A 25,947-nucleotide genomic window follows, 5' to 3' on the forward strand; every position below is an offset into this window, starting at 1 on the left:
CAGCAGACGTCAGCAGCGCTTACGAGCCGTCCCACAGCGTGGACGGCGGGCACGACGAAGGGCGGTCCCCCGCGGGGAACCGCCCTTCGTCCAACAGCTCTTGACCAGACTCGGCCGGAGGCGACTACTTGCCGTCGAGCACGTCCTGGACCTTGGCGCGGACCTCGTCCGTGGCCAGGCCGCGGATCGTCAGCGTCGTACGGCGGCGCAGGACGTCGTCCGCCGTCTCGGCCCACTCGTTGTCACGGGCGTAGACGACCTGCGCCCAGATCTCCGGGGCGTCGGGCGACACGCGCTCGGCGAGCTCCGGGTTCTCGTTCGCCAGGCGTGCGATGTCGAAGGAGAGCGAGCCGTAGTGCGTCGCCAGGTGCTTGGCGGTGTCGGCGGCCATGCGCGGGCCCGGGGCCGGACCGTCGACCAGCAGGCGGTGCGCGACCGCGCGCGGGTTGGCGATGCCGGGCAGCGGAAGGCGCTTCTGCAGCTGCGAGATCGGCTCGTAGTCGTCGCCGAGCGGGTGGCCGGGCAGCGACTCCAGCTTCTTCATCACCGTACGGCCGATGTGGCGGAAGGTCGTCCACTTGCCGCCCGCGACGGAGAGCATGCCGCGAGCGCCCTCGGTGACGACCGTCTCGCGCTTGGCCTTGGAGGTGTCGCCGGGGCCGCCGGGCAGGACGCGCAGACCCGCGAACGAGTACGTGATCAGATCGCGGGACAGCTGCTGGTCTCGGATGGAGAACGCGGCCTCGTCCAGGATCTGCGCGGTGTCGGCCTCCGTGACGCTCACGTCGGCCGGGTCGCCCTCGAACTCCTCGTCGGTCGTGCCGAGGAGCAGCATGTCCTCCCACGGCAGGGCGAAGGTGATGCGGTACTTGTCGATCGGCGTGGCCAGCGCGGCCTTCCAGGGTGCGGTGCGCTTGAGGACCAGGTGCGCGCCCTTGGAGAGGCGGATGGAGGGGGCCGCGTCGGGGTTCTCCATCTTGCGCAGGTGGTCGACCCACGGTCCGGTCGCGTTGAGCACGAGCCGCGCGTTGACGCCGAACTCGGCGCCGTCCATGCGGTCCTTGAGCTCCGCGCCCGTGACGCGGCCGCCGGTGAAGCGCAGGCCCGTGACCTCGGCGTGGTTGAGGACGGCGGCGCCGGCCTCGACGGCCGCGCGGACCGTCATCAGAGCCATGCGGGAGTCGTTCATCTGGTCGTCGCCGTAGACGGCGACGGCCTTGAGGTTGTCCGTGCGCAGCTCCGGCACGTCCTGCGCGGCCTTCGAGGGCGAGAGCAGGTGGCCGACGCCGTCGCCGAAGGCGGACAGCGCGCTGTACGCGAACACGCCCGCGCCCAGCTTGGCGGCGCCGTGCGGGCCGCCCTTGTAGACGGGCAGGTAGAAGGTGAGCGGGTTCGCCAGGTGGGGGGCCACCTGGCGGGACACCGCGCGACGCTCGAAGTGGTTCTCCGCGACCAGCTTCACCGCGCCGGTCTGCAGGTAGCGCAGACCGCCGTGGAGGAGCTTGGAGGAGGCGGAGGAGGTGGCGCCGGCGAAGTCACCGGCGTCCACCAGGGCCACCCGCAGTCCGGATTGCGCGGCATGCCAGGCGGTGGAGATGCCCAGGATCCCGCCGCCGATCACCAGGAGGTCGTACGTCGCCTTGGAAAGCTGCTCCCGGGTCTCGGCGCGGCTCGGGTGGGAACCGGCAGCCGGATGCGTCCCGAGGGCAGGGACGCTCTGCAGGGTGGTCATTGTGATTACTCCTCGCCACTTTCGTCGAGCCAGCCCATGGAACGTTCCACGGCCTTGAGCCAGCTCTTGTACTCACGGGCGCGGGTGTCCGCGTCCATGCGGGGGGTCCACTCCGCCGCGCGGCGCCAGTTGGCGCGCAGCTCGTCGGTGCCGGACCAGAAGCCGACGGCGAGACCGGCGGCGTAGGCGGCGCCGAGGCAGGTCGTCTCGGCCACCATCGGGCGCACCACCGGTGCGTCGAGGAAGTTCGAGAGCGTCTGCATCAGCAGGTTGTTGGAGGTCATGCCGCCGTCGACCTTGAGGGCCGTGAGCTCGACGCCGGAGTCCTTCGTCATGGCGTCGGTGATCTCACGGGTCTGCCAGGCCGTGGCCTCCAGGACGGCGCGCGCGATGTGCGCCTTGGTGACGTACCGGGTGAGACCGGCGATCACACCGCGGGCGTCGGAACGCCAGTACGGGGCGAAGAGGCCGGAGAAGGCCGGTACGAAGTAGGCGCCGCCGTTGTCCTCGACCGAGGACGCGAGTGTCTCGATCTCGGCGGCGGAGTTGATCAGGCCCATCTGGTCGCGCATCCACTGCACCAGCGAACCGGTGACGGCGATGGAACCCTCAAGGGCGTAGACCGGCTTCTGGTCGCCGATCTGGTAGCCGACGGTGGTCAGCAGGCCCGAGTAGGAGTTGATGGCCGACTCACCGGTGTTCATCAGCATGAAGGTGCCGGTGCCGTACGTGGACTTGGCCTCGCCCTTGGCGAAACAGGTCTGCCCGAAGAGGGCCGCCTGCTGGTCGCCGAGCGCGGAGGCGACGGGGATGCCGGGCAGGACGTCGCCGAGCTTGCCGCCGGTGACCTCGCCGTAGACCTCGGCGGAGGAGCGGATCTCGGGGAGCATCGCCACCGGCACGCCGATGGACTCGGCGATCGACTCGTCCCACTGCATGGTGTGCAGGTTCATCAGCATGGTGCGCGAGGCGTTGGTGACGTCGGTGACGTGCTTGCCGCCGTTGACGCCGCCCGTCAGGTTCCAGATGACCCAGGAGTCCATGGTGCCGAAGAGGATGTCGCCCGCCTCGGCGCGCTCGCGCAGGCCCTCGACGTTGTCGAGCAGCCAGCGGGCCTTGGGTCCTGCGAAGTAGCTGGCGAGCGGCAGGCCCGTCTGACGGCGGAAGCGGTCCTGGCCGACGTTGCGGCCGAGCTCCTTGCACAGGGCGTCGGTGCGGGTGTCCTGCCAGACGATGGCGTTGTGCACCGGCTCGCCGGTGTTCTTGTCCCACAGCAGCGTGGTCTCACGCTGGTTGGTGATGCCGATCGCCTTGATGTCCTCGTGGGTGATGCCCGCCTTGGAGATGGCGCTCGCGACGACTTCCTGGACGTTGGTCCAGATCTCGGTCGCGTCGTGCTCGACCCAGCCCGGCTTCGGGAAGATCTGCTCGTGCTCCTTCTGGTCGACCGAGACGATCCGGCCGTCCTTGTCGAAGACGATGCAGCGGCTCGAGGTGGTGCCCTGGTCGATCGCCGCGATGAAGGGGCCTGCGGTGTGTGCGTCGGTGGTCACGGTGTGCTCCTGATTTCTTGCTCGGCGGTCTGTCTCAGGCGGTCATCGGTATCTGTCGCGTTCCTACTTGAACGCGAGGTTGTAGATACCGCCCGCGATGGCGCCGCCGATCAGCGGGCCGACGATCGGCACCCATGCGTACGTCCAGTCCGAGCCGCCCTTGTTGGGCAGCGGGAGCAGGGAGTGCACGATGCGCGGACCCAGGTCACGGACCGGGTTGATCGCGTAACCGGTGGGCCCACCGAGCGAGAGACCGATGCTCACCACGACGAGCGCGGTGATCAGTGCGCCGAGCGTGCCGAGGCCGTTGCCGTCGTCGTTCAGGCCCTGGGTGAGGATCGCGAGGACCAGCACGGTGGTCGCGATGACCTCGGTGAGGACGTTCTGCGCGTAGTTCCGGATCTCGGGACCGGTGGAGAAGATGCCGAGCACCGGACCGGCCTTGGGCGCGGTCTTCAGGTCGACCATGCCCTCATCCGGCGGCAGCGTGGCAAGGAGCTCGGGGTCGGTGAGGTGCGCCTTGAACTGACCCATGTACGTGAGCCAGACCAGGATCGCGCCGATGATCGCGCCGAGCAGCTGCGAGCCGAGGTAGAGCGGAACGTCGCTCCACTTGGTGCCGCCCTCGATGGCGAGACCGACGGTGACCGCCGGGTTGAGGTGGGCGCCTGACACGCCACCCGCCAGGTAGGCGCCGGTGAGCACCGCGAAGCCCCACCCGAAGGTGATCGCGAGCCAGCCGGCGTCCTTGGCCTTGGAGGCCTTGAGCGTGACGGCGGCGCAGACGCCACCGCCGAGCAGGATGAGTATGGCGGTACCGATGGTCTCGCCGATGAAGATGTCGGAGCTGGACACCCGCGACTCCTTTGTCCTTCGTCCAGGGGAAGGCGAACCCCGGGTCCCTCCGGTGGTCCGCGACCTCAGGTGAGGTCGTTGCCGGCCCTTGGCCTTGTCACACTCTAGCGCGTAATGCCGGTAGGTGTTCGACAATGCCGACCGATGGACGCGAGTCTCACCCCGGGGTTACTTGCCCGTCAAGAGTTCTGTTATTGAAAACACGATCGTTATTGATCGTTACGGGTTATCGGTCGTGGTGGGGGTCGCCACGGGGTGAAACACGTGCACCGATGGTCGCGCAGAAGGATGCCCCCTGCATGTTGAGCAGGGGGCAGATGGAGGAGGTGGCAGGGCCCGGGGCCCGGGGCGCGGGGGAGTCGGGGAGCTAGAAACGCCCGGCGCCCAGGTCCCGCGACACGGCGCGCGCACAGTCCCGTACGGCCGCGATCAGGTCGGGGCGCAGCTCCCCGTCCCTCTGGACCCGTTCCACCGCGCCGGTGATGCCGACCGCGCCGACCGGCATGCGGCGCCGGTCGTGAATGGGGGCGGCCACCGAGGCGATGCCCTCCCACGTCTCCTCGACGTCGGCGGCGTACCCGCGCGCGCGGGTCAGGTCGAGAACGCCCTCGAAGTCGTCGGGGTCCACGACGGTGCGTGCGGTCAGGGCCGGCCAGTCGGCCTCGGCGGCCTCGCTGTGCGCCACCGGGTCGTAGGCGGCGAGCACCTTTCCCAGGGCCGTGGAGTGCAGCGGCTGCATCGCGCCGACCTCCAGGACCTGGCGGCTGTCGTCGGGCCGGAAGACGTGGTGCACGATCAGGACGCCCTGCTGGTGCAGGACGCCGAGATAGACGCTCTCGCCACTGGACCGGGCCAGGTCGTCGGTCCACACCAGGGCGCGGGCCCGCAGCTCGTGCACGTCCAGATAGCTGTTGCCCAGGCGCAGGAGCTCGGCGCCGAGCTGATAGCGGCCCGACGCGGACTCCTGCTCGACGAAGCCCTCCGCCTGCAGGGTGCGCAGGATGCCGTGGGCCGTGCCCTTGGCAAGGCCAAGGGCGGACGCGATCTCCGAGAGGCCGAGCCGCCGCTCTCCGCCCGCGAGCAGCCGCAGCATCGCGGCCGCCCGCTCGAGCGACTGGATGTTCCGTGCCATCGCAGCCCCCTCCTCCGTCCCCTCTGACTCCAACGTTCGACAATGCTGAACACTATCGGTCGTTGTCGACCTCCCGCGACAGAGCGGCAGGCTGTGTTTCCGTCCGGTCCTGGACGGGCCGGACGGCGCGGGCCGTCCGGCCCGTGAACACTCGCACGCTGTGGACCTTCGTCCCGTTACCCTGACCGAGTGCGCCTTCCTCCGAAGCGCAAAGCCGACAGCCGTCGCACCTCAGGGAGCTCTTTCATGGCCTCGTTGCCGACCCCCTCGTCCGGTTCCTCGAACGGAACGCGAGCCGATGCCCTCCGCGAAGCCCTCGCCACCCGCGTGGTGGTGGCCGACGGCGCGATGGGCACGATGCTCCAGGCGCAGGACCCGACCCTCGAGGACTTCCAGCAGCTCGAGGGCTGTAACGAGATCCTGAACGTGACCCGCCCGGACATCGTCCGCTCGGTCCACGAGGAGTACTTCGCGGTCGGCGTCGACTGCGTCGAGACGAACACGTTCGGCACGAACTTCGCGGCCCTGAGCGAGTACGACATCCCCGAGCGGAACTTCGAGCTCTCCGAGGCGGGCGCCCGCATCGCCCGCGAGGTCGCCGACGAGTTCACCGCGTCCACCGGGCAGCAGCGCTGGGTCCTCGGCTCGATGGGCCCCGGCACCAAGCTGCCGACCCTTGGCCACGCCCCCTACACCGTGCTGCGCGACGCCTACCAGACCAACGCCGAAGGCATGATCGCGGGCGGCGCCGACGCGCTCCTGGTGGAGACCACCCAGGACCTGCTCCAGACCAAGTCCGCGATCCTCGGCGCCCGCCGCGCCCTGGAGGCCACCGGCGCGAACCTCCCGCTGATCTGCTCGGTCACCGTCGAGACCACCGGCACGATGCTGCTCGGCTCGGAGATCGGCGCCGCGCTGACCGCCCTGGAGCCGCTCGGCATCGACATGATCGGCCTGAACTGCGCCACGGGCCCGGCCGAGATGAGCGAGCACCTGCGCTATCTCGCCCGGCACTCGCGCGTCCCGATCTCCTGCATGCCCAACGCGGGCCTGCCGGTCCTGGGCAAGGACGGCGCGCACTACCCCCTGACGGCACCGGAGCTCGCCGACGCCCAGGAGAACTTCGTACGTGAGTACGGCCTCTCCCTGGTCGGTGGCTGCTGCGGCACGACCCCCGAGCACCTGCGCCAGGTCGTCGAACGCGTCCGCGGCGTGGAGACGGTCCGCCGCGAGCCGCGCCCCGAGCCGGGCGCCGCCTCCCTCTACCAGACCGTGCCCTTCCGCCAGGACACCGCGTACATGGCGATCGGTGAGCGCACGAACGCCAACGGTTCGAAGAAGTTCCGCGAGGCCATGCTGGAGGGCCGCTGGGACGACTGCGTGGAGATGGCCCGCGACCAGATCCGCGAAGGCGCCCACATGCTCGACCTCTGCGTCGACTACGTGGGCCGCGACGGCGTCACGGACATGGCCGAGCTCGCCGGCCGCTTCGCCACCGCCTCCACCCTGCCCATCGTCCTGGACTCCACCGAACTGCCCGTGATCCAGGCCGGGTTGGAGAAACTGGGCGGCCGCGCCGTCATCAACTCCGTCAACTACGAGGACGGTGACGGCCCCGAGTCCCGCTTCGCGAAGGTCACCGCGCTCGCCAAGGAGCACGGCGCCGCGCTGATCGCGCTGACCATCGACGAGGAGGGCCAGGCCCGCACCCCCGAGCACAAGGTCGCCATCGCCGAGCGCCTCATCGACGACCTGACCGGCAACTGGGGCATCCACGAGTCGGACATCCTCATCGACACCCTGACCTTCACCATCTGCACGGGCCAGGAGGAGTCCCGGGGGGACGGCATCGCCACCATCGAGGCGATCCGCGAGCTCAAGCGCCGCCACCCGGACGTGCAGACCACCCTGGGTCTGTCGAACATCTCCTTCGGCCTCAACCCGGCCGCCCGCGTCGTCCTGAACTCCGTCTTCCTGGACGAGTGCGTCAAGGCGGGCCTGGACTCGGCGATCGTGCACGCCTCGAAGATCCTGCCGATCGCGCGCCTCGACGACGAGCAGGTGAAGGCGGCCCACGACCTGATCTACGACCGTCGCGAAGAGGGCTACGACCCCTTGCAGAAGCTCATGGAGCTTTTCGAGGGCGTCAACATGAAGTCGATGAAGGAGGGCAAGGCCGAGGAGCTCCTCGCCCTCCCGCTGGACGAGCGCCTCCAGCGCCGCATCATCGACGGCGAGAAGAAGGGCCTGGAGGCCGACCTCGACGAGGCCCTGCAGACCCGCCCGGCGCTCGACATCGTCAACGACACCCTCCTGGAGGGCATGAAGGTCGTCGGCGAGCTCTTCGGCTCCGGCCAGATGCAGCTGCCCTTCGTGCTGCAGTCCGCGGAGGTCATGAAGACCGCGGTCGCGCACCTGGAGCCGCACATGGAGAAGTCGGACTCCGAGGGCAAGGGCACCATCGTCCTGGCCACCGTCCGCGGCGACGTCCACGACATCGGCAAGAACCTCGTCGACATCATCCTGTCCAACAACGGCTACAACGTGGTCAACCTCGGCATCAAGCAGCCGGTGGCCGCGATCCTGGACGCCGCGGCCGAGCACCGCGCGGACGTGATCGGCATGTCGGGTCTCCTGGTGAAGTCGACCGTGATCATGAAGGAGAACCTGGAGGAGCTCAACCAGCGCAAGATGGCCGCCGACTTCCCGGTGATCCTCGGCGGTGCGGCGCTCACCCGGGCATACGTCGAGCAGGACCTGCACGAGATCTACGAGGGCGAGGTTCGCTACGCCCGCGACGCCTTCGAGGGGCTGCGCCTGATGGACGCCCTCATCGCGGTCAAGCGGGGCGTCCCCGGCGCCACCCTGCCCGAGCTGAAGCAGCGCCGCGTCGCCAAGCGGGACACTCCCGTCCTGGAGGTCACGGAGGACGAGGGGCCCGCCCGCTCGGACACTTCCACCGACAACCCCGTCCCGACACCGCCGTTCTGGGGCACCCGCGTCGTCAAGGGCATCCAGCTCAAGGAGTACGCCTCCTGGCTGGACGAGGGCGCCCTCTTCAAGGGCCAGTGGGGCCTCAAGCAGGCCCGCAAGGGCGACGGGCCCACCTACGAGGAGCTCGTCGAGACCGAGGGACGGCCCCACCTGCGCGGCTGGCTCGATGAGCTGCACACCAAGAACATGCTGGAGGCGGCCGTCGTCTACGGCTACTTCCCCTGTGTCTCCAAGGGCGACGACCTGATCATCCTGGACGACCAGGGCAACGAGCGCACCCGCTTCTCCTTCCCGCGCCAGCGCCGCGGCCGGCGCCTGTGCCTCGCGGACTTCTTCCGTCCGGAGGAGTCCGGCGAGACCGACGTGGTCGGGCTCCAGGTCGTCACCGTCGGGTCGAAGATCGGCGAGGCCACCGCCGAGCTGTTCGCCGCCGACTCCTACCGCGACTACCTCGAACTGCACGGCCTGTCCGTGCAGTTGGCCGAGGCACTCGCCGAGTACTGGCACGCGCGTGTGCGCGCCGAGCTCGGCTTCGGCGGCGAGGACCCCGCCAACGTCGAGGACATGTTCGACCTGAAGTACCGCGGCGCGCGCTTCTCGCTCGGCTACGGCGCCTGTCCCGACCTGGAGGACCGCGCCAAGATCGCCGAGCTACTGGAACCGGAGCGGATCGGCGTGCAGCTCTCCGAGGAGTTCCAGCTCCACCCGGAGCAGTCCACGGACGCCATCGTCATCCACCACCCCGAGGCGAAATACTTCAACGCGCGCTGAGCGGACAAGTCGTACACTTATCGGTCCAGTGCAGGCCGGTCGCCCACCCGTCACAAGGGGGCGACCGGCCTTCTCGTCCCTCATGGAGGTGTGCCCGGATGACCAGTACGGTTCCCGCGCTCGGTACCCGAACGGCCGAAGGCTCCGCCCTGCAGGCGGTGCTCCTCGACATGGACGGAACACTCGTCGACACCGAGGGGTTCTGGTGGGACGCGGAGGTCGAGGTCTTCGCCGCACTCGGACACACGCTCGACGAGGCCTGGCGTGACGTGGTCGTCGGCGGCCCCATGACGCGCAGTGCCGGATTCCTCATCGCGTCCACCGGAGCCGACATCACGGTTCCCGAGCTGACCGTGCTGCTCAACGACGGCTTCGAGAACCGCATCGGCCGCGCCCTGCCGCTGATGCCGGGCGCCGCCAGACTCCTGGCCGAGCTCGCCGCGCACGAGGTGCCGATGGCCCTGGTCTCCGCGTCGCACCGGCGCATCATCGACCGGGTGCTCGACTCGATCGGGTCCCACCACTTCACGCTGACCGTGGCGGGCGACGAGGTGACACGGACCAAGCCGCACCCGGACCCGTACCTCCTCGCGGCGGCGGGGGTTGGCGCGGAACCGGCCAGATGTGCCGTCATCGAGGACACCGCGACCGGCGTCGCCGCGGCCGAGGCCGCCGGCTGCCGAGTGGTGGCCGTACCGTCCGTGGCACCCATCGCAGCGGCCTTCGGCAGGACCGTCGTCCCGTCCCTCGAACACGTCGATCTGCCTTTCCTGCAAGGACTGATGGCCGGAAAGCACTGAGCAGTTGAAGATGTGACCTTTCCCACTCATCGGGGGGTCGACAGCCGGTCACGGCTGTGCCGGGCCTCCGATTTGGGCGAGTTGTGGCGTGACGTTGTGTCCTGATTGAGGGGAACCTCACGAAACCTTCCCGTGTCGGGTTATCGGTGCGTCCACGCCCGGTTTCGCTGCGTGATTGAGGGTCAACTCCGGTCCCTTCCAGCCCTCCTGGTGGTGCGGACTAATGTCGTCGCGAGAACATCGCCACGCCCCCACGGACCGACTGACCCCACCCCTCGTTGCCGGTCCTGACGGGACCAACAGCTCTGGAGAACGTCGAGCATGAACCGTAAGACTTTGGTGCTGCCGGCCGTCGTAGGTCTGCTCGCCCCCGCGCTCGCGGCGTGCGGCGGGGCGGGCGACGGCGGGGGCGACGACGCGATCGCCGTCGGCACCACGGACCGGTTCGCCACCTCGCCCGAGGTCCCCGCTCCCTTCGACCCGGCGTACGCCTACGACGCCGGCTCCTGGAACATCCTGCGCCAGACGGTCCAGACGCTGATGGCCATGCCGCGCGGCGACGGCGACCCGGAGCCCGAGGCCGCTCAGCGGTGCGGGTTCACCGACACCGGCAACGAGCGCTACGAGTGCACGCTGCGCAAGGGCCTGAAGTTCGCCGACGGCAAACCGCTGACCGCCACCGACGTGAAGTTCTCCATCGAGCGGGTGCGGGACATCAAGGTCAAGGACCCGAGCGGCTCCGACGGCCTGGTGGCCAACGTCGACGCGATCGAGACCCAGGGCGAGCGGGGCATCGTCTTCCACCTCAAGAGCCCCGACGCGACGTTCCCGTACAAGCTGGCCACGCCCACCGCGGGCATCATCAGCTCGGAGCACTACACCAAGAACAAGCTGCGCGACGGCTTCGCGGTGGACGGCTCAGGCCCCTACACGGCCGAGCAAGAGGTCAAGGGCAACGAGCTCGTCAAGACGACGTTCTCCAGGAACCCGAACTACAAGGGCGCGATGAAGCCCAAGAGCGACAAGATCGAGCTGCGCAACTACGCGTCCACCGACGCCATGGGCGAGGCCCTCAAGGGCGGCGACATCGACATGATGACCCGCACCATGTCGCCCGAGCAGATCAAGCAGCTCGGCGAGGACCCGGGCAAGAACATCGAGTTCGTCGAGACGCCCGGCCTGGAGATCCGCTACCTCGGCTTCAACACGGACGCCACCACCGTCAAGGCCAAGGCCGTCCGCCAGGCCATGGCGCAGGTCGTCGACCGCGGCGCCTTGGCGAGCGGCGTCTACGGCGACGCGGCCGAGCCGCTCTACTCCCTGGTGCCGACCACGATCACGGGTCACACCAACTCGTTCTTCAACAAGTACGGCGACCCGAGCCCGGCCAAGGCGCGGAGCCTGCTGCAGAAGGCCGACATCAGCACCCCGGTGAAGCTCACCCTCAACTACACGACCGACCACTACGGCCCGGGCACCAGGAAGGAGTTCGAGCTCCTGAAGAAGCAGCTCAACGCCAGCGGCCTCTTCGACGTGTCGATCAAGGGCACGGCGTGGAGCACCTTCCGCCCCGCCGAGCAGAAGGGCGCCTACGACGTCTACGGGATGGGCTGGTTCCCCGACTTCCCCGACGCCGACAACTTCCTCGCGCCGTTCCTCGACAAGGACAACTTCCTCGGCTCGCCGTATGTGAACAGGACCATCAACGAGGAGCTGATCCCGCACTCGCGCCGCGAGGCCGACCGGCTCACCGCCTCCAAGAGCATCCAGAGGATCCAGGACATCGTCGCCGAGGACGTGCCGGTGCTTCCCCTCTGGCAGGGCCGGCAGTACATCGCCGCCCGCGACGACATCACGGGCGTCGAGTGGGCCCTCAACTCCTCCTCGAACCTGCAGCTGTGGGAGCTCGGCCGCGGTGTGAGCGGCTGACCTCCGCCCACACCGGCACACACCGCCGGGCTTCGCTCCACCGATGGACATCAACGACAAGGCACGTACGTGAAATTGCGTAACCAGTGGCTGGCCCTCCCTCTCGCGGGAGGACTGGCCGCCGCCCTGCTGACCGGCTGCGGATCGGACTCGGGCGGAGCGGGGGAGGACGGTGACTCGGTGGTGATGGGGATGTCGGACGACGTCCTGGCCACCGACCCGGCATCGGGCTACGACCCGGGCTCATGGCTCCTGTTCAACAACGTCTTCCAGTCCCTGATGAGCTTCCCGAACGGGGGGACCGAGCCGGAGCCCGAGGCCGCCAAGGAGTGCGGCTTCACGGACACGGAGACCAAGGTCTTTGAGTGCACGCTGCGGGACGGCCTGAAGTTCAGCAACGGCAACGCGCTGACCTCGAAGGACGTCAAGTACTCCTTCGACCGCATGATGAAGATCAACGACGAGGCCGGTCCGGCGATCATGTTCCCGATGCTCGACCGCGTCGAGACGCCGAACGCCAAGAAGGTCGTCTTCAAGCTCAAGTACGCCGACGCGACGTTCCCCAGCAAGATCGCGTCCGGCGCCGGTTCCATCGTCGACCACGCGTCGTACGAGATGAACGCCCTGCGCGGTGGCGGCGAGGCCACGGGGTCGGGACCGTACAAGCTCGACTCCTTCGACAAGGAGCAGGCGGTCTTCTCGGTCAACCCCGACTACAAGGGCACCGCCAAGGTGAAGAACAAGGGCGTCACGCTCAAGTTCTTCCACGACGACCAGAAGGGCCTGAAGAAGGCGCTCCTGGACGACAGGATCGACATCGCGTACCGAGGCCTCGCCGCCAACGACATCGCGGACATCGAGGCGGACACCTCCGAGGCGAGCCAGAACATCGACGTCGTCGAGGGCACAAGCGCCGAGGTGCAGCACCTGGTCTTCAACATGAAGGACCCGGTCGCCGGCAAGCTGGGCGTCCGCAAGGCCATGGCGTACCTGCTCGATCGTGACGCCCTGGTCAAGGACGTCTACCGGGACACGGCGACGCCCCTGTACTCGATCGTCCCGGCCGGGATCGGCGGCCACAACACCGCCTTCTTCGACACCTACGGCGCGCGCCCGCAGCGCTCCAAGGCCGCGGCCGCCCTGCGCGCGGAGGGCCTGAGCGGCAAGGTCAAGCTCACGCTCTGGTCCACGCCCTCGCGCTACGGCCCCGCGACCGACCAGGAGCTCAAGGCGATCGCCAAGCAGCTCAACGCGAGCGGTCTCTTCGACGCCGACGTGAAGTCGATCGAATTCAGCCAGTACGAGCGGGACATCAAGTCCGGCAAGTACGGCGTGTACGTCAAGGGCTGGGTGCCGGACTACCCGGACCCGGACAACTTCACGCAGCCGTTCTTCGGCAAGGGCAACGTCCTGGACAACAACTACCGCAACAGCGACATCACCGGGAAGATCATCCCCGGCACCGCCGCCGAGACGGACCGCACGAAGACCGACGAGGACTACTCCGAGCTCCAGGACACCGTCGCGAACGAGCTGCCGATCCTGCCGGTCTGGCAGGCCAAGCAGTACGCCGTCATCTCCGACGACGTGTACGGCGTCGAGTCGTGCCTCGACGCGTCCACGGTGTTCCGCTTCTGGGAACTCAGCAAGGCCTGATCCCACGGACGCATGAAGGCGGCCGCCCCTCCTGGGGGCGGCCGCCTTCATGCGTCCGGTAGTGCCGCTGTCACTGGGCGCCGGGGCGCACCAGACCGCTCTCGTACGCGTACACCGCGGCCTGCACACGGTCGCGGAGCCCGAGCTTCGTGAGCACATGACCCACATGCGTCTTGACCGTCGTCTCGCTCACGAACAGGTCCGCCGCGATCTCCGCGTTCGACAGGCCGCGCGCCACCAGCTTGAGGACCTCGACCTCCCGCTCGGTGAGCGTGTGCAAGGTGTCCGGCACCGGCTCGTCGCCCGACGGGAGATGACCGGCGTACTTGTCCAGAAGCCTGCGGGTGATGCTCGGCGCGAGCATCGCCTCGCCCGACGCGACCACGCGGATCGCCTGCACCAGCTCGTTCGCCGGGGCGTCCTTGAGCAGGAAGCCGCTGGCACCCGCGCGCAGCGCCTCCACCACGTACTCATCCAGGTCGAAGGTGGTCAGGACCAGGACCTTCGCCGGTCCGTCCCGGCCAGGACCGGTGATCTGCCGGGTCGCCTCGACACCGTCCATCCGCGGCATGCGGATGTCCATCAGGACCACATCGGGCTGCAGCGCCCGCACCTGGTCGAGAGCCTGCAGGCCGTCTCCGGCCTCGCCGACGACCGCGACGTCCTGCTCGGCCTCCAGAATCATCCGGAACCCGGTGCGCAGCAGCGGCTGGTCGTCGACCAGTAGGACACGGATCGCCACGTAACTCTCCTTCGCTAGCCCGGGGCCATTCTGCCCTGCGCGTCCTCTTCGGACTCGGGCACCCTCACCGCAAGGGGGTAGGGCGGGGGAGTCCCGCCGAATTCCGGACATACGGCCTGGTGGTCGCACCAGCCGCAGAGCTTCGTCGGCCTCGGCCGCCAGTCACCCGACTCGGTGGCGAGCGTGATCGCCTCCCACAACGCGTGCAGCTTCCGCTCGACCTGCTCCAGATCCTCGATCCTGGGGTCGTACGTGATGACGTCGCCGCTGCCCAGATAGACGAGCTGGAGGCGGCGCGGAACCACACCCTTCAGGCGCCACACCACCAGGGCGTAGAACTTCATCTGGAAGAGCGCGCCCTCGGAATACTCGGGACGCGGGGCCTTGCCCGTCTTGTAGTCGACGATCCGGACCTCGCCGGTGGGCGCCACGTCCACGCGGTCGATGATGCCGCGCAGCTTCAGGCCCGAGTCCAGCTCCGCCTGCACGAACAGCTCGCGCTCGGCCGGCTCCAGGCGAGTGGGGTCCTCAAGAGTGAACCACCGCTCGACGAGCTTCTCCGCGTCCGCCAGCCAGCGCGCGAGCCGCTCACCCCGCTCATCGCCGGCGAACAGCTCCGTCAGCTCGGGCTTGGCCTCGCGCAGTCGGTCCCACTGCCCCGGGATCAGCGACTTGGCGCTCGTCGCCGTCCTCTCACCGGCGGGCGCGTCGAAAAGCCGCTCCAGGACGGCGTGCACCAGCGTGCCGCGGGTCGCCGCCTCACTCGGCTTCTCCGGCAGCTTGTCGATCACCCGGAACCGGTAGAGCAGCGGACACTGCATGAAGTCACTGGCGCGCGAGGGCGACAGGGACGCCGGACGCACGGCCGTCACGACACCGTCGGTGCTGGTTTCCATGAGGACAGACCCTACGGCCCGCCACTGACAACGGCCGCATACCATCGACGACAGACCCTCTCGCCCTGCATGATCGAGCGTGTACCGCGCCGGACAGGGGCGAGGGACGCTGATCGAACGAGGGGACATCGTGGACGAGAGCGGCGGGAGCGGCAGGCCGCTATCCGACGGCACGGACGGTCGGCGACCGGGTGCCGAAGAAGGCTCCGAGGGCACGCAGAGCACTGACGACACCGCCCGGCCCCAGGCACGCGAAGAGGAACCCCGGCAGGCCCCCGAGGAAGAACCGCCCCCCGCGGCCGAACCCCCGCGACCCGCCGACCGCTTCACCAAGACGCCGCACGACACGCCCGGGAAGACACCGAAGGCCCCGCGCGACACCCACCCCGACTTCGCACACGCCACCCACGGCCCCGGCCCGAAGGCCACGCCCCCCCAGGACAAGAAGAGCCCCGGGGGAGGTCTCCTGATGGGACGCCCCTTCGGCGTGCCCGTATACGTGGCACCCAGCTGGTTCCTCGTCGCCGCCCTCATCACCTGGGTCTTCGGCGGCCAGCTCGACCGCGTCCTGCCCGAACTGGGCGCCGCCCGCTACCTCGTCTCGCTCTTCTTCGCCGTCGCCTTCTACGCCTCCGTGCTCGTCCACGAACTGGCGCACACCGTCGTCGCCCTGCGCTACAAGCTGCCGGTGCGCCGGATCCAGCTGCAGTTCTTCGGCGGTGTCTCGGAGATCGAGAAGGAGTCCGAGACCCCCGGACGCGAGTTCGTCCTCGCCTTCGTGGGCCCGCTGCTCTCCCTGGTCCTCTCCGGCGTCTTCTACGGGGCCATGCGCCTCGTCGAGCCCGGCACCGTGCCCGGCGTCCTGCTCGCGGGACTGATGATCTCCAACCTCATCGTCGCCGCCTTCAACCTCCTGCCGGGCCTGCCCCTGGACGGCGGCCGCATGCTCCGCGCCGTCGTCTGGAAGATCACCGGCAAGCCCATGAGCGGCACCATCGCCGCCGCCTGGGTCGGCCGCGCGCTCGCCATCTCCGTCCTGATCGGTCTGCCCCTCCTCAACCAGTCCGGCGCGCTCGGCGGCGAGTCCCAGGACATCGGCGGCATGGACACCGTCATGGATGCCCTCCTTGCCGCGATCCTCGCCGCCATCATCTGGACCGGCGCCGGAAACAGCCTCCGCATGGCCCGCCTGCGCGAACACCTGCCCGAGCTCCGCGCCCGCGCCCTGACCCGGCGTGCCGTGCCTGTCGAGTCAGGCACCCCGCTCTCCGAAGCACTGCGCCGCGCGAACGACGCCGGGGCCCGCGCCCTCGTCGTCGTCGACGCCGACGGTGACCCGATGTCGGTGGTCCGCGAAGCGGCCATCGTCGGCGTGCCCGAGCACCGCCGCCCCTGGGTGACCGTCAGCGGCCTCGCCCAGGACATCACCGAAGGCATGCGGATCTCCGCCGAGCTCGCCGGTGAGGAACTCCTCGACACCCTCCGGGCGACGCCCGCCACCGAGTACCTCGTGGTCGAGGCATCCGGCGAGATCTACGGAGTGCTGTCCGCCGCCGACGTGGAGCGTGCCTTCGTCAAGGCGATGGCCCGCCCCAGCTGACGCCGCCACCCTGGTCCTTGGCCTCCGAACGGGCCGGTAGGCTGTTCACATGTCCGAACCGACCGGTGCCGCCCGCCGACGCGGGCCCTTCAAGGTCGGGGACCAGGTTCAGCTGACCGACCCCAAGGGCCGCCACTACACGTTCACGCTCGAGGCCGGGAAGAACTTCCACACCCACAAGGGTTCCTTCCCCCACGACGAGCTGATCGGTGCTCCCGAGGGCAGCGTTGTCCGCACCACGGGAAACGTCGCCTACCTCGCGCTGCGCCCCCTGCTCCCCGACTACGTCCTGTCCATGCCCCGCGGCGCCGCCGTGGTCTACCCCAAGGACGCGGGGCAGATCCTGGCCTTCGCGGACATCTTCCCCGGCGCGCGCGTCGTCGAGGCGGGTGTGGGCTCCGGCTCGCTCAGCAGCTTCCTCCTGCGCGCCATCGGCGACGACGGAATGCTGCACTCCTACGAGCGCCGCGAGGACTTCGCCGAGATCGCCCAGCAGAACGTGGAGCGCTACTTCGGCGCCCCGCACCCGGCCTGGCAGCTCACCGTCGGTGACCTCCAGGACAACCTGAGCGACACCGACGTCGACCGCGTGATCCTGGACATGCTCGCCCCCTGGGAGTGCCTGGACGTCGTCTCCAAGGCGCTCGTCCCCGGCGGCATCCTCTGCTGCTACGTCGCGACCACCACCCAGCTCGCGAGGACCGTCGAGTCCATCCGCGAGATCGGCGGTTTCAACGAACCGACCGCCTGGGAATCGATGATCCGCAACTGGCACGTCGAGGGCCTGGCCGTCCGCCCCGACCACCGCATGATCGGCCACACCGGCTTCCTGCTCACCGCCCGCCGCCTCGCGGACGGCGTCGAGCCGCCCATGCGCCGCCGCCGCCCCTCCAAGGGCGCCTACGGCGACGACTACACCGGCCCGAACGCCGACGGCGGCACACCCCGCGCGGAGCGCTGACCGCCCCGGCACCGCCGGCACCCCGTACAACCGCTGAACGCACAGGCGCCGCCGCCGAGTTCCCCCCAAGACCGGGGAACTCGGCGGCGGCGCCTTTCCGTTCATGGCTGCCGTCGACCCCGGTGTTCCGCCCCACTGTGAGGTATGGCACGATGCTGGCCACCTCCCCCACCGGCACAGCCCTCACAGGAGACACTCCTAGTGCAGCACCCCGCCGTCCCGGAACTGGCACACAACACCACCCGCCCCATCCACTGGCTGGCCACCGCGGCCGCGCTCGCAGCCGTCATCGCCGGCTCGTCCTTCCTGCAGCCGGACCCCGCGAACGCGGCCCAGCCGAGCTCCAAGCCCGCCGGCAAGGCCGCGGCCGCGCCCGCGCCCGCGCTCGCCCCGGACCCGGCCACCGTCACCTACCCCCTCACCTGCGGCAACGTGAAACCCGTGGTCAAGAAGAAGGCTTCCGGGGACCTCGACGGGGACGGCAGACCGGAGACCGTCGCCGTGGTGCACTGCGCCGCCGGATCGGGCACGCCCCCCGACGGCGTCTACGTCGTCACGCGCCCCACGGAGGGCAAGCCCCGCGTCGTCGCCACCCTCGTCGACCCGAAGGACCGCCAGAACGTCAGCGACTTCGCCGTACGTGACGGTGTGATCACCGCCACGCTCCTCGGGTACTCGTCGCCGAACGTGCCCAGCTGCTGCCCCGACCTCCAGGACGAGGCCAAGTGGCAATGGAAAGACGGCACGTTCGCGCGCTCCGCCCCGGCCGGGGCACACAGCGTGTGACCGCAGAGGCACGAAAAAGGGCCTGTGCCCGCCGTACAGCGGCGGGCACAGGCCCTTGTGCATGCGTCAGTTCGCGGCCTCAGGCCGCGTCGGGCCCGTAGACCTCGACCCTGTCCGAAACGCGGCGCACATGAATGCAGTCGCCCGGACACTCCTTCGCCGAGTCGACCACGTCACGCAGAAGCGGCAACGGAACGGGCGTTGTGGCGCCCGGAGCCTGCAACAGCTCGTCCTCGCCGCTCTTCACATAGGCCAGGCCGTCGATATCCAGCTCGAAGACCTCAGGCGCGTACTGCGCGCAGATGCCGTCGCCAGTGCAGAGGTCCTGGTCGATCCAGACCTCCAGCGGATCACGGCTCTCGGAGCCGGTACCGGCCTCGTCTCCCACGGTCATCTCTCCTGCCGATCGTCACGCCGAGTGAGCCCGCTTGACAGCAAGTCGGGCCAGCCCTGACGGGTGTTGAACGCTTCGACGATACAACCGCCCGCTTTCCGATGTTGTTGGGTGGGTAATGACCTGACGTGAGGGAGAGCGCAAGGGTGAAGATCGGACACACCTCTACCGTCTTTGTGATCTAGGGGTTTCAATCGACACCCACCCAGGTAGGGTCTGGAAGCGTCCAGCTCCCCTTGGAGGAGGTGAGGACCGTGGCAGCCCACGACGACGACATCAACCGCGGCATCCGGCCGGGGCGAGGGTCTGAGGACCCCGCCGGTCAGGTTGCCTATCTCGAGCAGGAAATCGCCGTCCTGCGACGCAAGCTCGCCGACTCTCCGCGGCATACGAGGATTCTCGAAGAGCGGATCGTCGAGCTGCAGACCAACCTGGCCGGCGTATCCGCACAGAACGAGCGGCTCGCCAACACGCTCCGTGAGGCCCGCGACCAGATCGTGGCCCTCAAGGAGGAAGTCGACCGGCTCGCGCAGCCGCCGGCCGGCTTCGGAGTCTTCCTCGTGGCGAACGAGGACGGCACCGCTGACATCTTCACCGGGGGCCGCAAGCTCCGGGTGAACGTCAGCCCCAGCGTGGAGCTCGAAGAGCTCAGGCGTGGCCAGGAAGTCATGCTCAACGAAGCGCTCAACGTGGTCGAGGCCATGGAGTACGAGAGCGTGGGAGACATCGTCACCCTCAAGGAGATCCTCGAGGACGGCGAGCGCGCCCTGGTGGTCGGGCACACCGACGAGGAGCGGGTGGTCCGGCTCGCCGAACCACTCCTCGACGTCACCATCCGCCCCGGAGACGCACTCCTGCTCGAACCCCGCTCCGGCTACGTCTACGAAGTGGTCCCCAAGAGCGAGGTCGAAGAGCTCGTCCTCGAAGAGGTACCGGACATCGGCTACGAGCAGATCGGCGGCCTGGGCAACCAGATCGAGCTGATCCGCGACGCGGTCGAACTGCCCTACCTCTACCCGGACCTCTTCAGGGAGCACGAACTGCGGCCGCCCAAGGGCGTCCTGCTGTACGGGCCCCCCGGCTGCGGCAAGACGCTGATCGCGAAGGCCGTCGCCAACTCCCTTGCCAAGAAGGTCGCCGAGGTGACCGGAGCGGCCGCGGGGAAGAGCTTCTTCCTCAACATCAAGGGACCCGAACTCCTCAACAAGTACGTCGGCGAGACCGAGCGTCACATCCGCCTGGTCTTCCAGCGTGCGAGGGAGAAGGCGAGCGAGGGCACCCCCGTCATCGTCTTCTTCGACGAGATGGAATCCCTCTTCCGCACCCGCGGATCCGGAGTCAGCTCGGACGTGGAGAACACCATCGTCCCCCAGCTGCTCGCCGAGATCGACGGCGTGGAAGGCCTGGAGAACGTCATCGTCATCGGTGCCTCGAACCGTGAGGACATGATCGACCCCGCGATCCTGCGGCCGGGACGACTCGACGTGAAGATCAAGATCGAGCGCCCGGACGCCCAGGCGGCGAAGGACATCTTCGCCAAGTACCTCACCGAGCGGCTCCCGCTGCACGCGGACGACCTCGCCGAACACAGCGCCGACCGGCGCACCACCGTGGACGGCATGATCCAGTCCGTCGTGGAGCAGATGTACGCGGAGTCCGAGGAGAACCGCTTCCTCGAGGTGACGTACGCCAACGGCGACAAGGAAGTCCTGTACTTCAAGGACTTCAACTCCGGCGCCATGATCGAGAACATCGTCGGACGCGCCAAGAAGATGGCCATCAAGGCCTTCCTCGACGCCGACCAGAAGGGCATCAGGGTCTCTCACCTCCTCCAGGCTTGCATCGACGAGTTCAAGGAGAACGAGGACCTGCCCAACACCACCAACCCGGACGACTGGGCCCGCATCTCCGGCAAGAAGGGCGAACGGATCGTGTACATCCGTACGCTCGTCACCGGAAAGCAGGGCGCGGACACCGGACGCTCCATCGACACGGTGGCCAACACCGGTCAGTACCTGTAGAAGGCAGGGCGGCTGCGGGTGTCCTTCGTGGGTACCCGCAGCTGTCTGTTTTTCAATGAAGGCAATGATCTCCCCACCAGCGCAAAGGCGCTCTAGGCTCTTCGGTACCGCCGAGCGCGCAGTGCGGGGACGGGCACCGCACACGCACCGGAGAACCAGCGGTACTTGAGCGCCGTTCCCGAAGGGGAGCGCCGCCGGGCAAGGAGGGCCGCATGACCGTACGGCGAGTAATGGGCATCGAGACGGAGTACGGCATCTCCGTCCCCGGCCACCCGAACGCCAATGCCATGCTCACCTCGTCCCAGATCGTCAACGCCTACGCCGCGGCGATGCACCGGGCGCGACGCGCCCGCTGGGACTTCGAGGAGGAGAATCCCCTGCGGGACGCGCGGGGCTTCGACCTCGCCCGTGAGACCGCCGATTCCAGTCAGCTCACCGACGAGGACATCGGCCTCGCCAACGTGATCCTCACCAACGGGGCACGCCTCTACGTGGACCACGCGCACCCCGAGTACAGCTCACCCGAAGTCACCAACCCCTGGGACGCCGTCCTGTGGGACAAGGCCGGCGAGCGCATCATGGCGGAGGCGGCCGAGCGGGCCGCACAGCTGCCCGGGGCCCAGCCGATCCACCTCTACAAGAACAACACCGACAACAAGGGCGCCTCCTACGGCACGCACGAGAACTACCTGATGAAGCGGGAAACCCCCTTCTCGGACATCGTGCGCCACCTGACGCCGTTCTTCGTCTCCCGCCAGGTCGTCACCGGCGCGGGACGCGTCGGCATCGGCCAGGACGGCCACGAGCACGGCTTCCAGCTCAGCCAGCGCTCCGACTACTTCGAGGTCGAGGTGGGCCTGGAGACGACCCTCAAGCGGCCCATCATCAACACCAGGGACGAGCCGCACTCCGACGCCGAGAAGTACCGCCGCCTGCACGTCATCATCGGCGACGCGAACCTCTCCGAGATCTCGACGTATCTCAAGCTGGGCACGACATCCCTGGTCCTCGCCATGATCGAGGACGGCTTCATCGCGGTGGATCTCGCCGTCGACCAGCCCGTGCGCACCCTCCACCACGTCTCCCACGACCCGACACTTAAGCGGCTGATCACGCTCCGTAGCGGGCGGACACTCACCGCAGTACAGCTCCAGATGGAGTACTTCGAGCTGGCCCGCAAATACGTGGAGGAGCGGTACGGCTCCGACGCCGACGAGCAGACCAAGGACGTCCTCGCCCGCTGGGAAGACGTCCTGGGCCGCCTGGAGAGCGATCCGATGAGCCTCTCCGGAGAGCTCGACTGGGTCGCCAAGCGAGAACTCATGGAGGGCTACCGCCGCCGTGACAGCCTCGACTGGGACGCGGCACGACTGCACCTCGTCGACCTTCAGTACGCGGACGTACGGCCCGACAAGGGCCTGTACAACCGTCTGGCGGCCCGCGGCAAGATGAAGCGCCTCCTTCAGGAGCCACAGGTCGAGCGTGCCCAGACCAAGCCGCCGGAGGACACACGCGCGTACTTCCGCGGCCGGTGCCTGGAGCAGTACGCGGACGACGTGGCCGCGGCCTCGTGGGATTCGGTCATCTTCGACCTCCCGGGCCGCGACTCCCTCCAGCGTGTGCCCACACTGGAGCCGCTGCGGGGCACGCGGAACCACGTCAAGGAGCTCCTTGACCGCTGCCGCACGGCAGAGGATCTGGTACGGGTGCTCTCCGGAGGCTGAAAGACCCGGCGTGTGGGAATCATCGAGGTGGTCCCCAGACGTTGCAGTAACTACGGGGCCGATGTCAGGCCTGGCTTATAGGGTCTGATCAAGTACATCGCACCTAACGAGCGGGGTGAGGTAGATGGCGACCAAGGACACCGGCGGCGGACAGCAGAAGGCAACGCGTTCCACCGAGGAGGTCGAGGAGCAGACAGAGGAAGCGCAGGGCTCGGAGGACCTCAAGGAGCGCCAGGAGAAGCTGAGCGACGACGTGGACTCCGTCCTGGACGAGATCGACGACGTACTCGAGGAGAATGCCGAGGACTTCGTACGTTCGTTCGTACAAAAGGGCGGACAGTAGGGCGCGCGCCGGACACGGTGCGGGGAGTGCGTGGCGCGGTACCGGGCCACGCACCTCAACGCCCTGAAACCGCACATGTGGATCACCGCCGCGAGGCGGGTAGGGTCCGTGACGTACTGCCCTTCAGACGTACTGCGCTTCAACTGCAATACGGCCACCGGCGAGTTGGGACACGCTCCCGGCGCTCAGCGCCCGGCCGTCACTTACCTGGAAGGAAACGCGTGGAAGCCAACACTCGTAGCACCGGGCGTCTACCGGCTGCCTTCCTGACGCCTGGTTCTTCGTCCTTCATGGACTTTCTGTCCGAGCATCAGCCCGACATCCTGCCGGGCAACCGGCAGTTGCCGCCCACGCAGGGTGTGATCGAGGCGCCGCACGGCACGACGATCGTGGCGACGACGTTCCCCGGCGGCGTGGTGCTCGCCGGTGACCGGCGGGCGACCATGGGCAATGTGATCGCGCAGCGCGACATCGAGAAGGTCTTCCCGGCCGACGAGTACTCCGCGGTCGGCATCGCCGGCACCGCCGGTCTCGCCGTGGAGATGGTCAAGCTCTTCCAGTTGGAGCTCGAGCACTTCGAGAAGGTCGAGGGCGCCACGCTCTCCCTGGAGGGCAAGGCGAATCGGCTGTCGACGATGATTCGGTCGAACCTGGGAATGGCCATGCAGGGCCTGGCCGTTGTCCCGCTCTTCGCGGGGTATGACGTGGACCGTGAGAAGGGGCGCATCTTCAGTTACGACGTCACGGGCGGCCGCTCCGAGGAGCACGGCTTCGCGGCCACCGGCTCCGGTTCGGTCTTCGCGCGTGGTGCGATGAAGAAGCTCTACCGCAAGGACCTGACGGAGCAGGAGGCGACGACGCTCGTCGTGCAGGCGTTGTACGACGCGGCGGACGACGACTCGGCGACGGGTGGCCCGGACGTCGCCCGTCGGATCTATCCGATCGTCACTGTGATCTCCGAAGAGGGTTTCCGGCGGCTGGGAGATGAGGAGTCCTCCGAGATCGCCCGCTCGATCCTGGAGCGGCGTCTGGAGCAGCCCGACGGCCCGCGGGCCTCGCTGCTCTGATCGATACGTATTCGCCACTGACTTCAGTTTCAGTCACTGACAGAAAGGGACGGATAGCCGGTGTCGACGCCGTTCTATGTCTCACCCCAGCAGGCCATGGCCGACCGGGCGGAATACGCCCGCAAGGGCATCGCCCGTGGTCGCAGCCTTGTTGTGCTGCAGTTCGCCGATGGCATCGTGTTCGTCGGCGAGAACCCGTCCCGTGCGCTGCACAAGTTCAGCGAGATCTATGACCGGATCGGCTTCGCGGCCGCCGGCAAGTACAACGAGTACGAGAACCTGCGGATCGGTGGTGTGCGGTACGCCGACCTTCGTGGGTACACGTACGACCGTGACGATGTGACGGCCCGTGGGCTCGCGAACGTCTATGCCCAGACGCTGGGCACGATCTTCTCGAGCCAGGCGGAGAAGCCGTACGAGGTGGAGTTGGTCGTCGCCGAGGTGGGCGCCACGGCCGATGCCGACCAGATCTACCGGCTGCCGCACGACGGTTCGATCGTGGACGAGCACGGCTCGGTCGCGGTCGGCGGCAATGCCGAACAGATCAGCGCGTATCTCGATCAGCGCCATCGTGACGGGATGACGCTCGCCGAGGCGCTGAAGCTGGCGGTGCAGTCGCTGTCCCGCGACACCAACGGCAGTGAGCGGGAGATCCCCGCGGAACGGCTCGAGGTGGCGGTGCTCGACCGTACGCGCCCGCAGCAGCGGAAGTTCAAGCGGATCGTCGGGCGGCAGCTCGCGCGGCTGCTCGAGGGCGGTGCTTCGGCGCCCACGGACGCCGAGTCCGACAACGAGGAGGAGACGGACTCCGGCTCCGGGTCCTCCGAGGAGTAGTTCGGCTCGTCGTACGCCCCGTGTCCCGGCCCTGCGGCCGGGGTGCGGGGCGTCCGCGTGTGTGTGGGGGAGGGCTAGCGGGCCGCGGGGGCGGTCGAGCCGCGGATCACCAGCTCGACGGGGAGGGTGTCGGCCCGGGGCGTGCGGCCGTCGAGGACGGCTAGCAGGGACGTCATGCCGCGTTCGCCGAACTGCTCCGCCGGCAGTCGCACGGTGGTGAGTTCGGGTTCCACGGCGGTGGCCAGGGTGAGGTCGTCGAAGCCGGTCACGGAGAGGTCATCGGGCAGGCGCAGGCCGAGGCGGCGGGCCGCCTTGCAGGCGCCGGCGGCGAGGATGTCGTCGTCGCAGACGAGTGCGGTGGGGCGGGGGCCGGGCGCGGAGAGGGCGGCTTCGGTGGCCGTGCGGGCGTCCTCGACGGTGAGGAGTGCCCGGATGGTGCGTACGGACGCGTCGGTGCCCCTCAGCGTCGCCGCGAGGGCATCGGAGCGTACGTCGAAGGTCCAGGAGTCGACGCCCGCGGCGAGGTGCAGGAAGTCGCGGTGGCCCAGGGCGAGGAGATGCTCGGTGGCCTGGCGCATGCCGTCGCCGATGTCGAGGTTGACGGTGGCCGCGCCGAGGCTGCCCGCGGGGTCGCTGTCGAGCATGACGAGGGGGAGCTCGTCGCCCTGGATGGTGGCGAGGGCGTCGGAGGCGATGGAGGAGGCGAGGATGCCGTCGAGGGCGGCGCGGCTGGAGTCGAAGGGGTCGCGGGCGGGGCCCAGGCCGTCGGGGGAGGGGTAGAGGACGACGCCGAAGCCGTTCTCGGTGGCGACGCGGGCGGCTCCGGTGTAGACGCGGGCGAAGAACTCGTTCGTGAGGGCGGGGACGACCAGGAGCGCCGTCCTGGTGCGGCCGAGGCGGAGGTTGCGGGCGGCGAGGTTCGGGCGGTAGCCGAGCTGGCGGGCGGTGGCCCGGACGCGCTCGGCGGTCCGCTCGGCGACGCGTCCGCGCCACTTCTCGCCGAACACGAGGGAGACGGTGGCCTGGGACACCCCGGCGGCGCGTGCGACGTCGCGGCTCGTGGGGCGCGGCCCTGCGGCCTCCTGCTGTGGCCCGGCCACTTCTGATACCTCCCGGGTCGGTCCCGCGGGAGATCGGGATGGACCCGCGGTGAGCGC

The 25,947-nt window shown here is 68.8% G+C and carries 20 protein-coding genes; 12 read left to right on the forward strand and 8 right to left on the reverse strand.

Features of this window, described 5'->3' with window-relative positions:
* Nucleotides 1-124 precede the first annotated feature (124 nt).
* The 4 genes from ACZ5WE_RS15000 to ACZ5WE_RS15015 all read right to left on the reverse strand — a co-directional run bounded on the left by ACZ5WE_RS15000 (nt 125) and on the right by ACZ5WE_RS15015 (nt 5,272).
* A complete protein-coding gene (locus ACZ5WE_RS15000) occupies nt 125-1,732 on the reverse strand; it encodes a glycerol-3-phosphate dehydrogenase/oxidase (protein WP_467686737.1) in 1,608 nt (535 codons plus the stop codon).
* A 5-nt stretch (nt 1,733-1,737) separates the two neighbouring features.
* Nucleotides 1,738-3,285 carry a glycerol kinase GlpK gene (gene glpK, locus ACZ5WE_RS15005; protein WP_467686735.1) on the reverse strand — a complete coding sequence of 516 codons (1,548 nt, stop codon included), beginning with the start codon at nt 3,283-3,285 and terminating at the stop codon, nt 1,738-1,740.
* Nucleotides 3,286-3,348: 63 nt separating this feature from the next.
* Nucleotides 3,349-4,140, reverse strand: coding sequence for an MIP/aquaporin family protein (locus ACZ5WE_RS15010; protein ID WP_467686733.1), 792 nt, complete (start codon nt 4,138-4,140; stop codon nt 3,349-3,351).
* Between the two features lie 367 nt (nt 4,141-4,507).
* Nucleotides 4,508-5,272: an IclR family transcriptional regulator gene (locus tag ACZ5WE_RS15015; protein ID WP_467686731.1), complete on the reverse strand. Its 765-nt coding sequence runs from the start codon at nt 5,270-5,272 to the stop codon at nt 4,508-4,510.
* 246 nt (nt 5,273-5,518) lie between these two features.
* Between ACZ5WE_RS15015 and metH the strand changes: the two genes are divergently transcribed.
* From metH to ACZ5WE_RS15035, 4 genes are all read left to right on the forward strand, one after another.
* Nucleotides 5,519-9,037: a methionine synthase gene (gene metH / locus ACZ5WE_RS15020; RefSeq protein ID WP_467686729.1), complete on the forward strand. Its 3,519-nt coding sequence runs from the start codon at nt 5,519-5,521 to the stop codon at nt 9,035-9,037.
* A gap of 98 nt (nt 9,038-9,135) precedes the next feature.
* Nucleotides 9,136-9,837, forward strand: a complete 702-nt coding sequence (locus ACZ5WE_RS15025; protein WP_467686727.1) for an HAD family hydrolase — start codon at nt 9,136-9,138, stop codon at nt 9,835-9,837.
* Nucleotides 9,838-10,158: 321 nt separating this feature from the next.
* On the forward strand, nt 10,159-11,766 hold the full coding sequence (locus ACZ5WE_RS15030) for an ABC transporter substrate-binding protein (RefSeq protein WP_467686725.1): 1,608 nt from the start codon (nt 10,159-10,161) through the stop codon (nt 11,764-11,766).
* Between the two features lie 69 nt (nt 11,767-11,835).
* Nucleotides 11,836-13,422, forward strand: a complete 1,587-nt coding sequence (locus ACZ5WE_RS15035; protein ID WP_467686723.1) for an ABC transporter substrate-binding protein — start codon at nt 11,836-11,838, stop codon at nt 13,420-13,422.
* A 70-nt stretch (nt 13,423-13,492) separates the two neighbouring features.
* On the opposite strand, the gene ACZ5WE_RS15040 is transcribed toward ACZ5WE_RS15035, so the two are convergent.
* Nucleotides 13,493-14,164 carry a response regulator gene (locus ACZ5WE_RS15040; RefSeq protein ID WP_135332738.1) on the reverse strand — a complete coding sequence of 224 codons (672 nt, stop codon included), beginning with the start codon at nt 14,162-14,164 and terminating at the stop codon, nt 13,493-13,495.
* A 14-nt stretch (nt 14,165-14,178) separates the two neighbouring features.
* Complete coding sequence (locus tag ACZ5WE_RS15045; RefSeq protein ID WP_467686721.1) at nt 14,179-15,060, reverse strand: RecB family exonuclease; 882 nt, start codon at nt 15,058-15,060, stop codon at nt 14,179-14,181.
* A 130-nt stretch (nt 15,061-15,190) separates the two neighbouring features.
* On the opposite strand from ACZ5WE_RS15045, the gene ACZ5WE_RS15050 reads away from it, so the two are divergent.
* The 3 genes from ACZ5WE_RS15050 to ACZ5WE_RS15060 all read left to right on the forward strand — a co-directional run bounded on the left by ACZ5WE_RS15050 (nt 15,191) and on the right by ACZ5WE_RS15060 (nt 18,407).
* Nucleotides 15,191-16,660: a site-2 protease family protein gene (locus ACZ5WE_RS15050; protein WP_467686719.1), complete on the forward strand. Its 1,470-nt coding sequence runs from the start codon at nt 15,191-15,193 to the stop codon at nt 16,658-16,660.
* A gap of 49 nt (nt 16,661-16,709) precedes the next feature.
* A complete protein-coding gene (locus ACZ5WE_RS15055; RefSeq protein ID WP_467686717.1) occupies nt 16,710-17,621 on the forward strand; it encodes a tRNA (adenine-N1)-methyltransferase in 912 nt (303 codons plus the stop codon).
* 201 nt (nt 17,622-17,822) lie between these two features.
* Nucleotides 17,823-18,407, forward strand: a complete 585-nt coding sequence (locus tag ACZ5WE_RS15060) for a hypothetical protein (protein WP_467686715.1) — start codon at nt 17,823-17,825, stop codon at nt 18,405-18,407.
* A 79-nt stretch (nt 18,408-18,486) separates the two neighbouring features.
* Here ACZ5WE_RS15060 and ACZ5WE_RS15065 read toward each other — a convergent pair whose 3' ends face one another.
* The gene (locus tag ACZ5WE_RS15065) at nt 18,487-18,801 is read right to left on the reverse strand and encodes a ferredoxin (RefSeq protein WP_467686713.1); all 315 of its coding nucleotides are present in this window, start codon (nt 18,799-18,801) and stop codon (nt 18,487-18,489) included.
* A gap of 254 nt (nt 18,802-19,055) precedes the next feature.
* On the opposite strand from ACZ5WE_RS15065, the gene arc reads away from it, so the two are divergent.
* The 5 genes from arc to prcA all read left to right on the forward strand — a co-directional run bounded on the left by arc (nt 19,056) and on the right by prcA (nt 24,790).
* A complete protein-coding gene (arc, locus tag ACZ5WE_RS15070; RefSeq protein ID WP_367040202.1) occupies nt 19,056-20,822 on the forward strand; it encodes a proteasome ATPase in 1,767 nt (588 codons plus the stop codon).
* 212 nt (nt 20,823-21,034) lie between these two features.
* Nucleotides 21,035-22,546: a depupylase/deamidase Dop gene (gene dop / locus ACZ5WE_RS15075; RefSeq protein WP_467686711.1), complete on the forward strand. Its 1,512-nt coding sequence runs from the start codon at nt 21,035-21,037 to the stop codon at nt 22,544-22,546.
* 124 nt (nt 22,547-22,670) lie between these two features.
* The gene (locus ACZ5WE_RS15080) at nt 22,671-22,889 is read left to right on the forward strand and encodes a ubiquitin-like protein Pup (RefSeq protein ID WP_249590985.1); all 219 of its coding nucleotides are present in this window, start codon (nt 22,671-22,673) and stop codon (nt 22,887-22,889) included.
* A 221-nt stretch (nt 22,890-23,110) separates the two neighbouring features.
* A complete protein-coding gene (prcB, locus tag ACZ5WE_RS15085; RefSeq protein WP_467686709.1) occupies nt 23,111-23,956 on the forward strand; it encodes a proteasome subunit beta in 846 nt (281 codons plus the stop codon).
* 60 nt (nt 23,957-24,016) lie between these two features.
* Complete coding sequence (gene prcA / locus ACZ5WE_RS15090; protein ID WP_467686707.1) at nt 24,017-24,790, forward strand: proteasome subunit alpha; 774 nt, start codon at nt 24,017-24,019, stop codon at nt 24,788-24,790.
* Nucleotides 24,791-24,864: 74 nt separating this feature from the next.
* Here prcA and ACZ5WE_RS15095 read toward each other — a convergent pair whose 3' ends face one another.
* Nucleotides 24,865-25,890, reverse strand: coding sequence for a LacI family DNA-binding transcriptional regulator (locus ACZ5WE_RS15095; protein WP_467686705.1), 1,026 nt, complete (start codon nt 25,888-25,890; stop codon nt 24,865-24,867).
* Between the last annotated feature and the right edge of the window lie 57 nt (nt 25,891-25,947).

Source organism: Streptomyces sp. NPDC033180 (assembly GCF_055577645.1).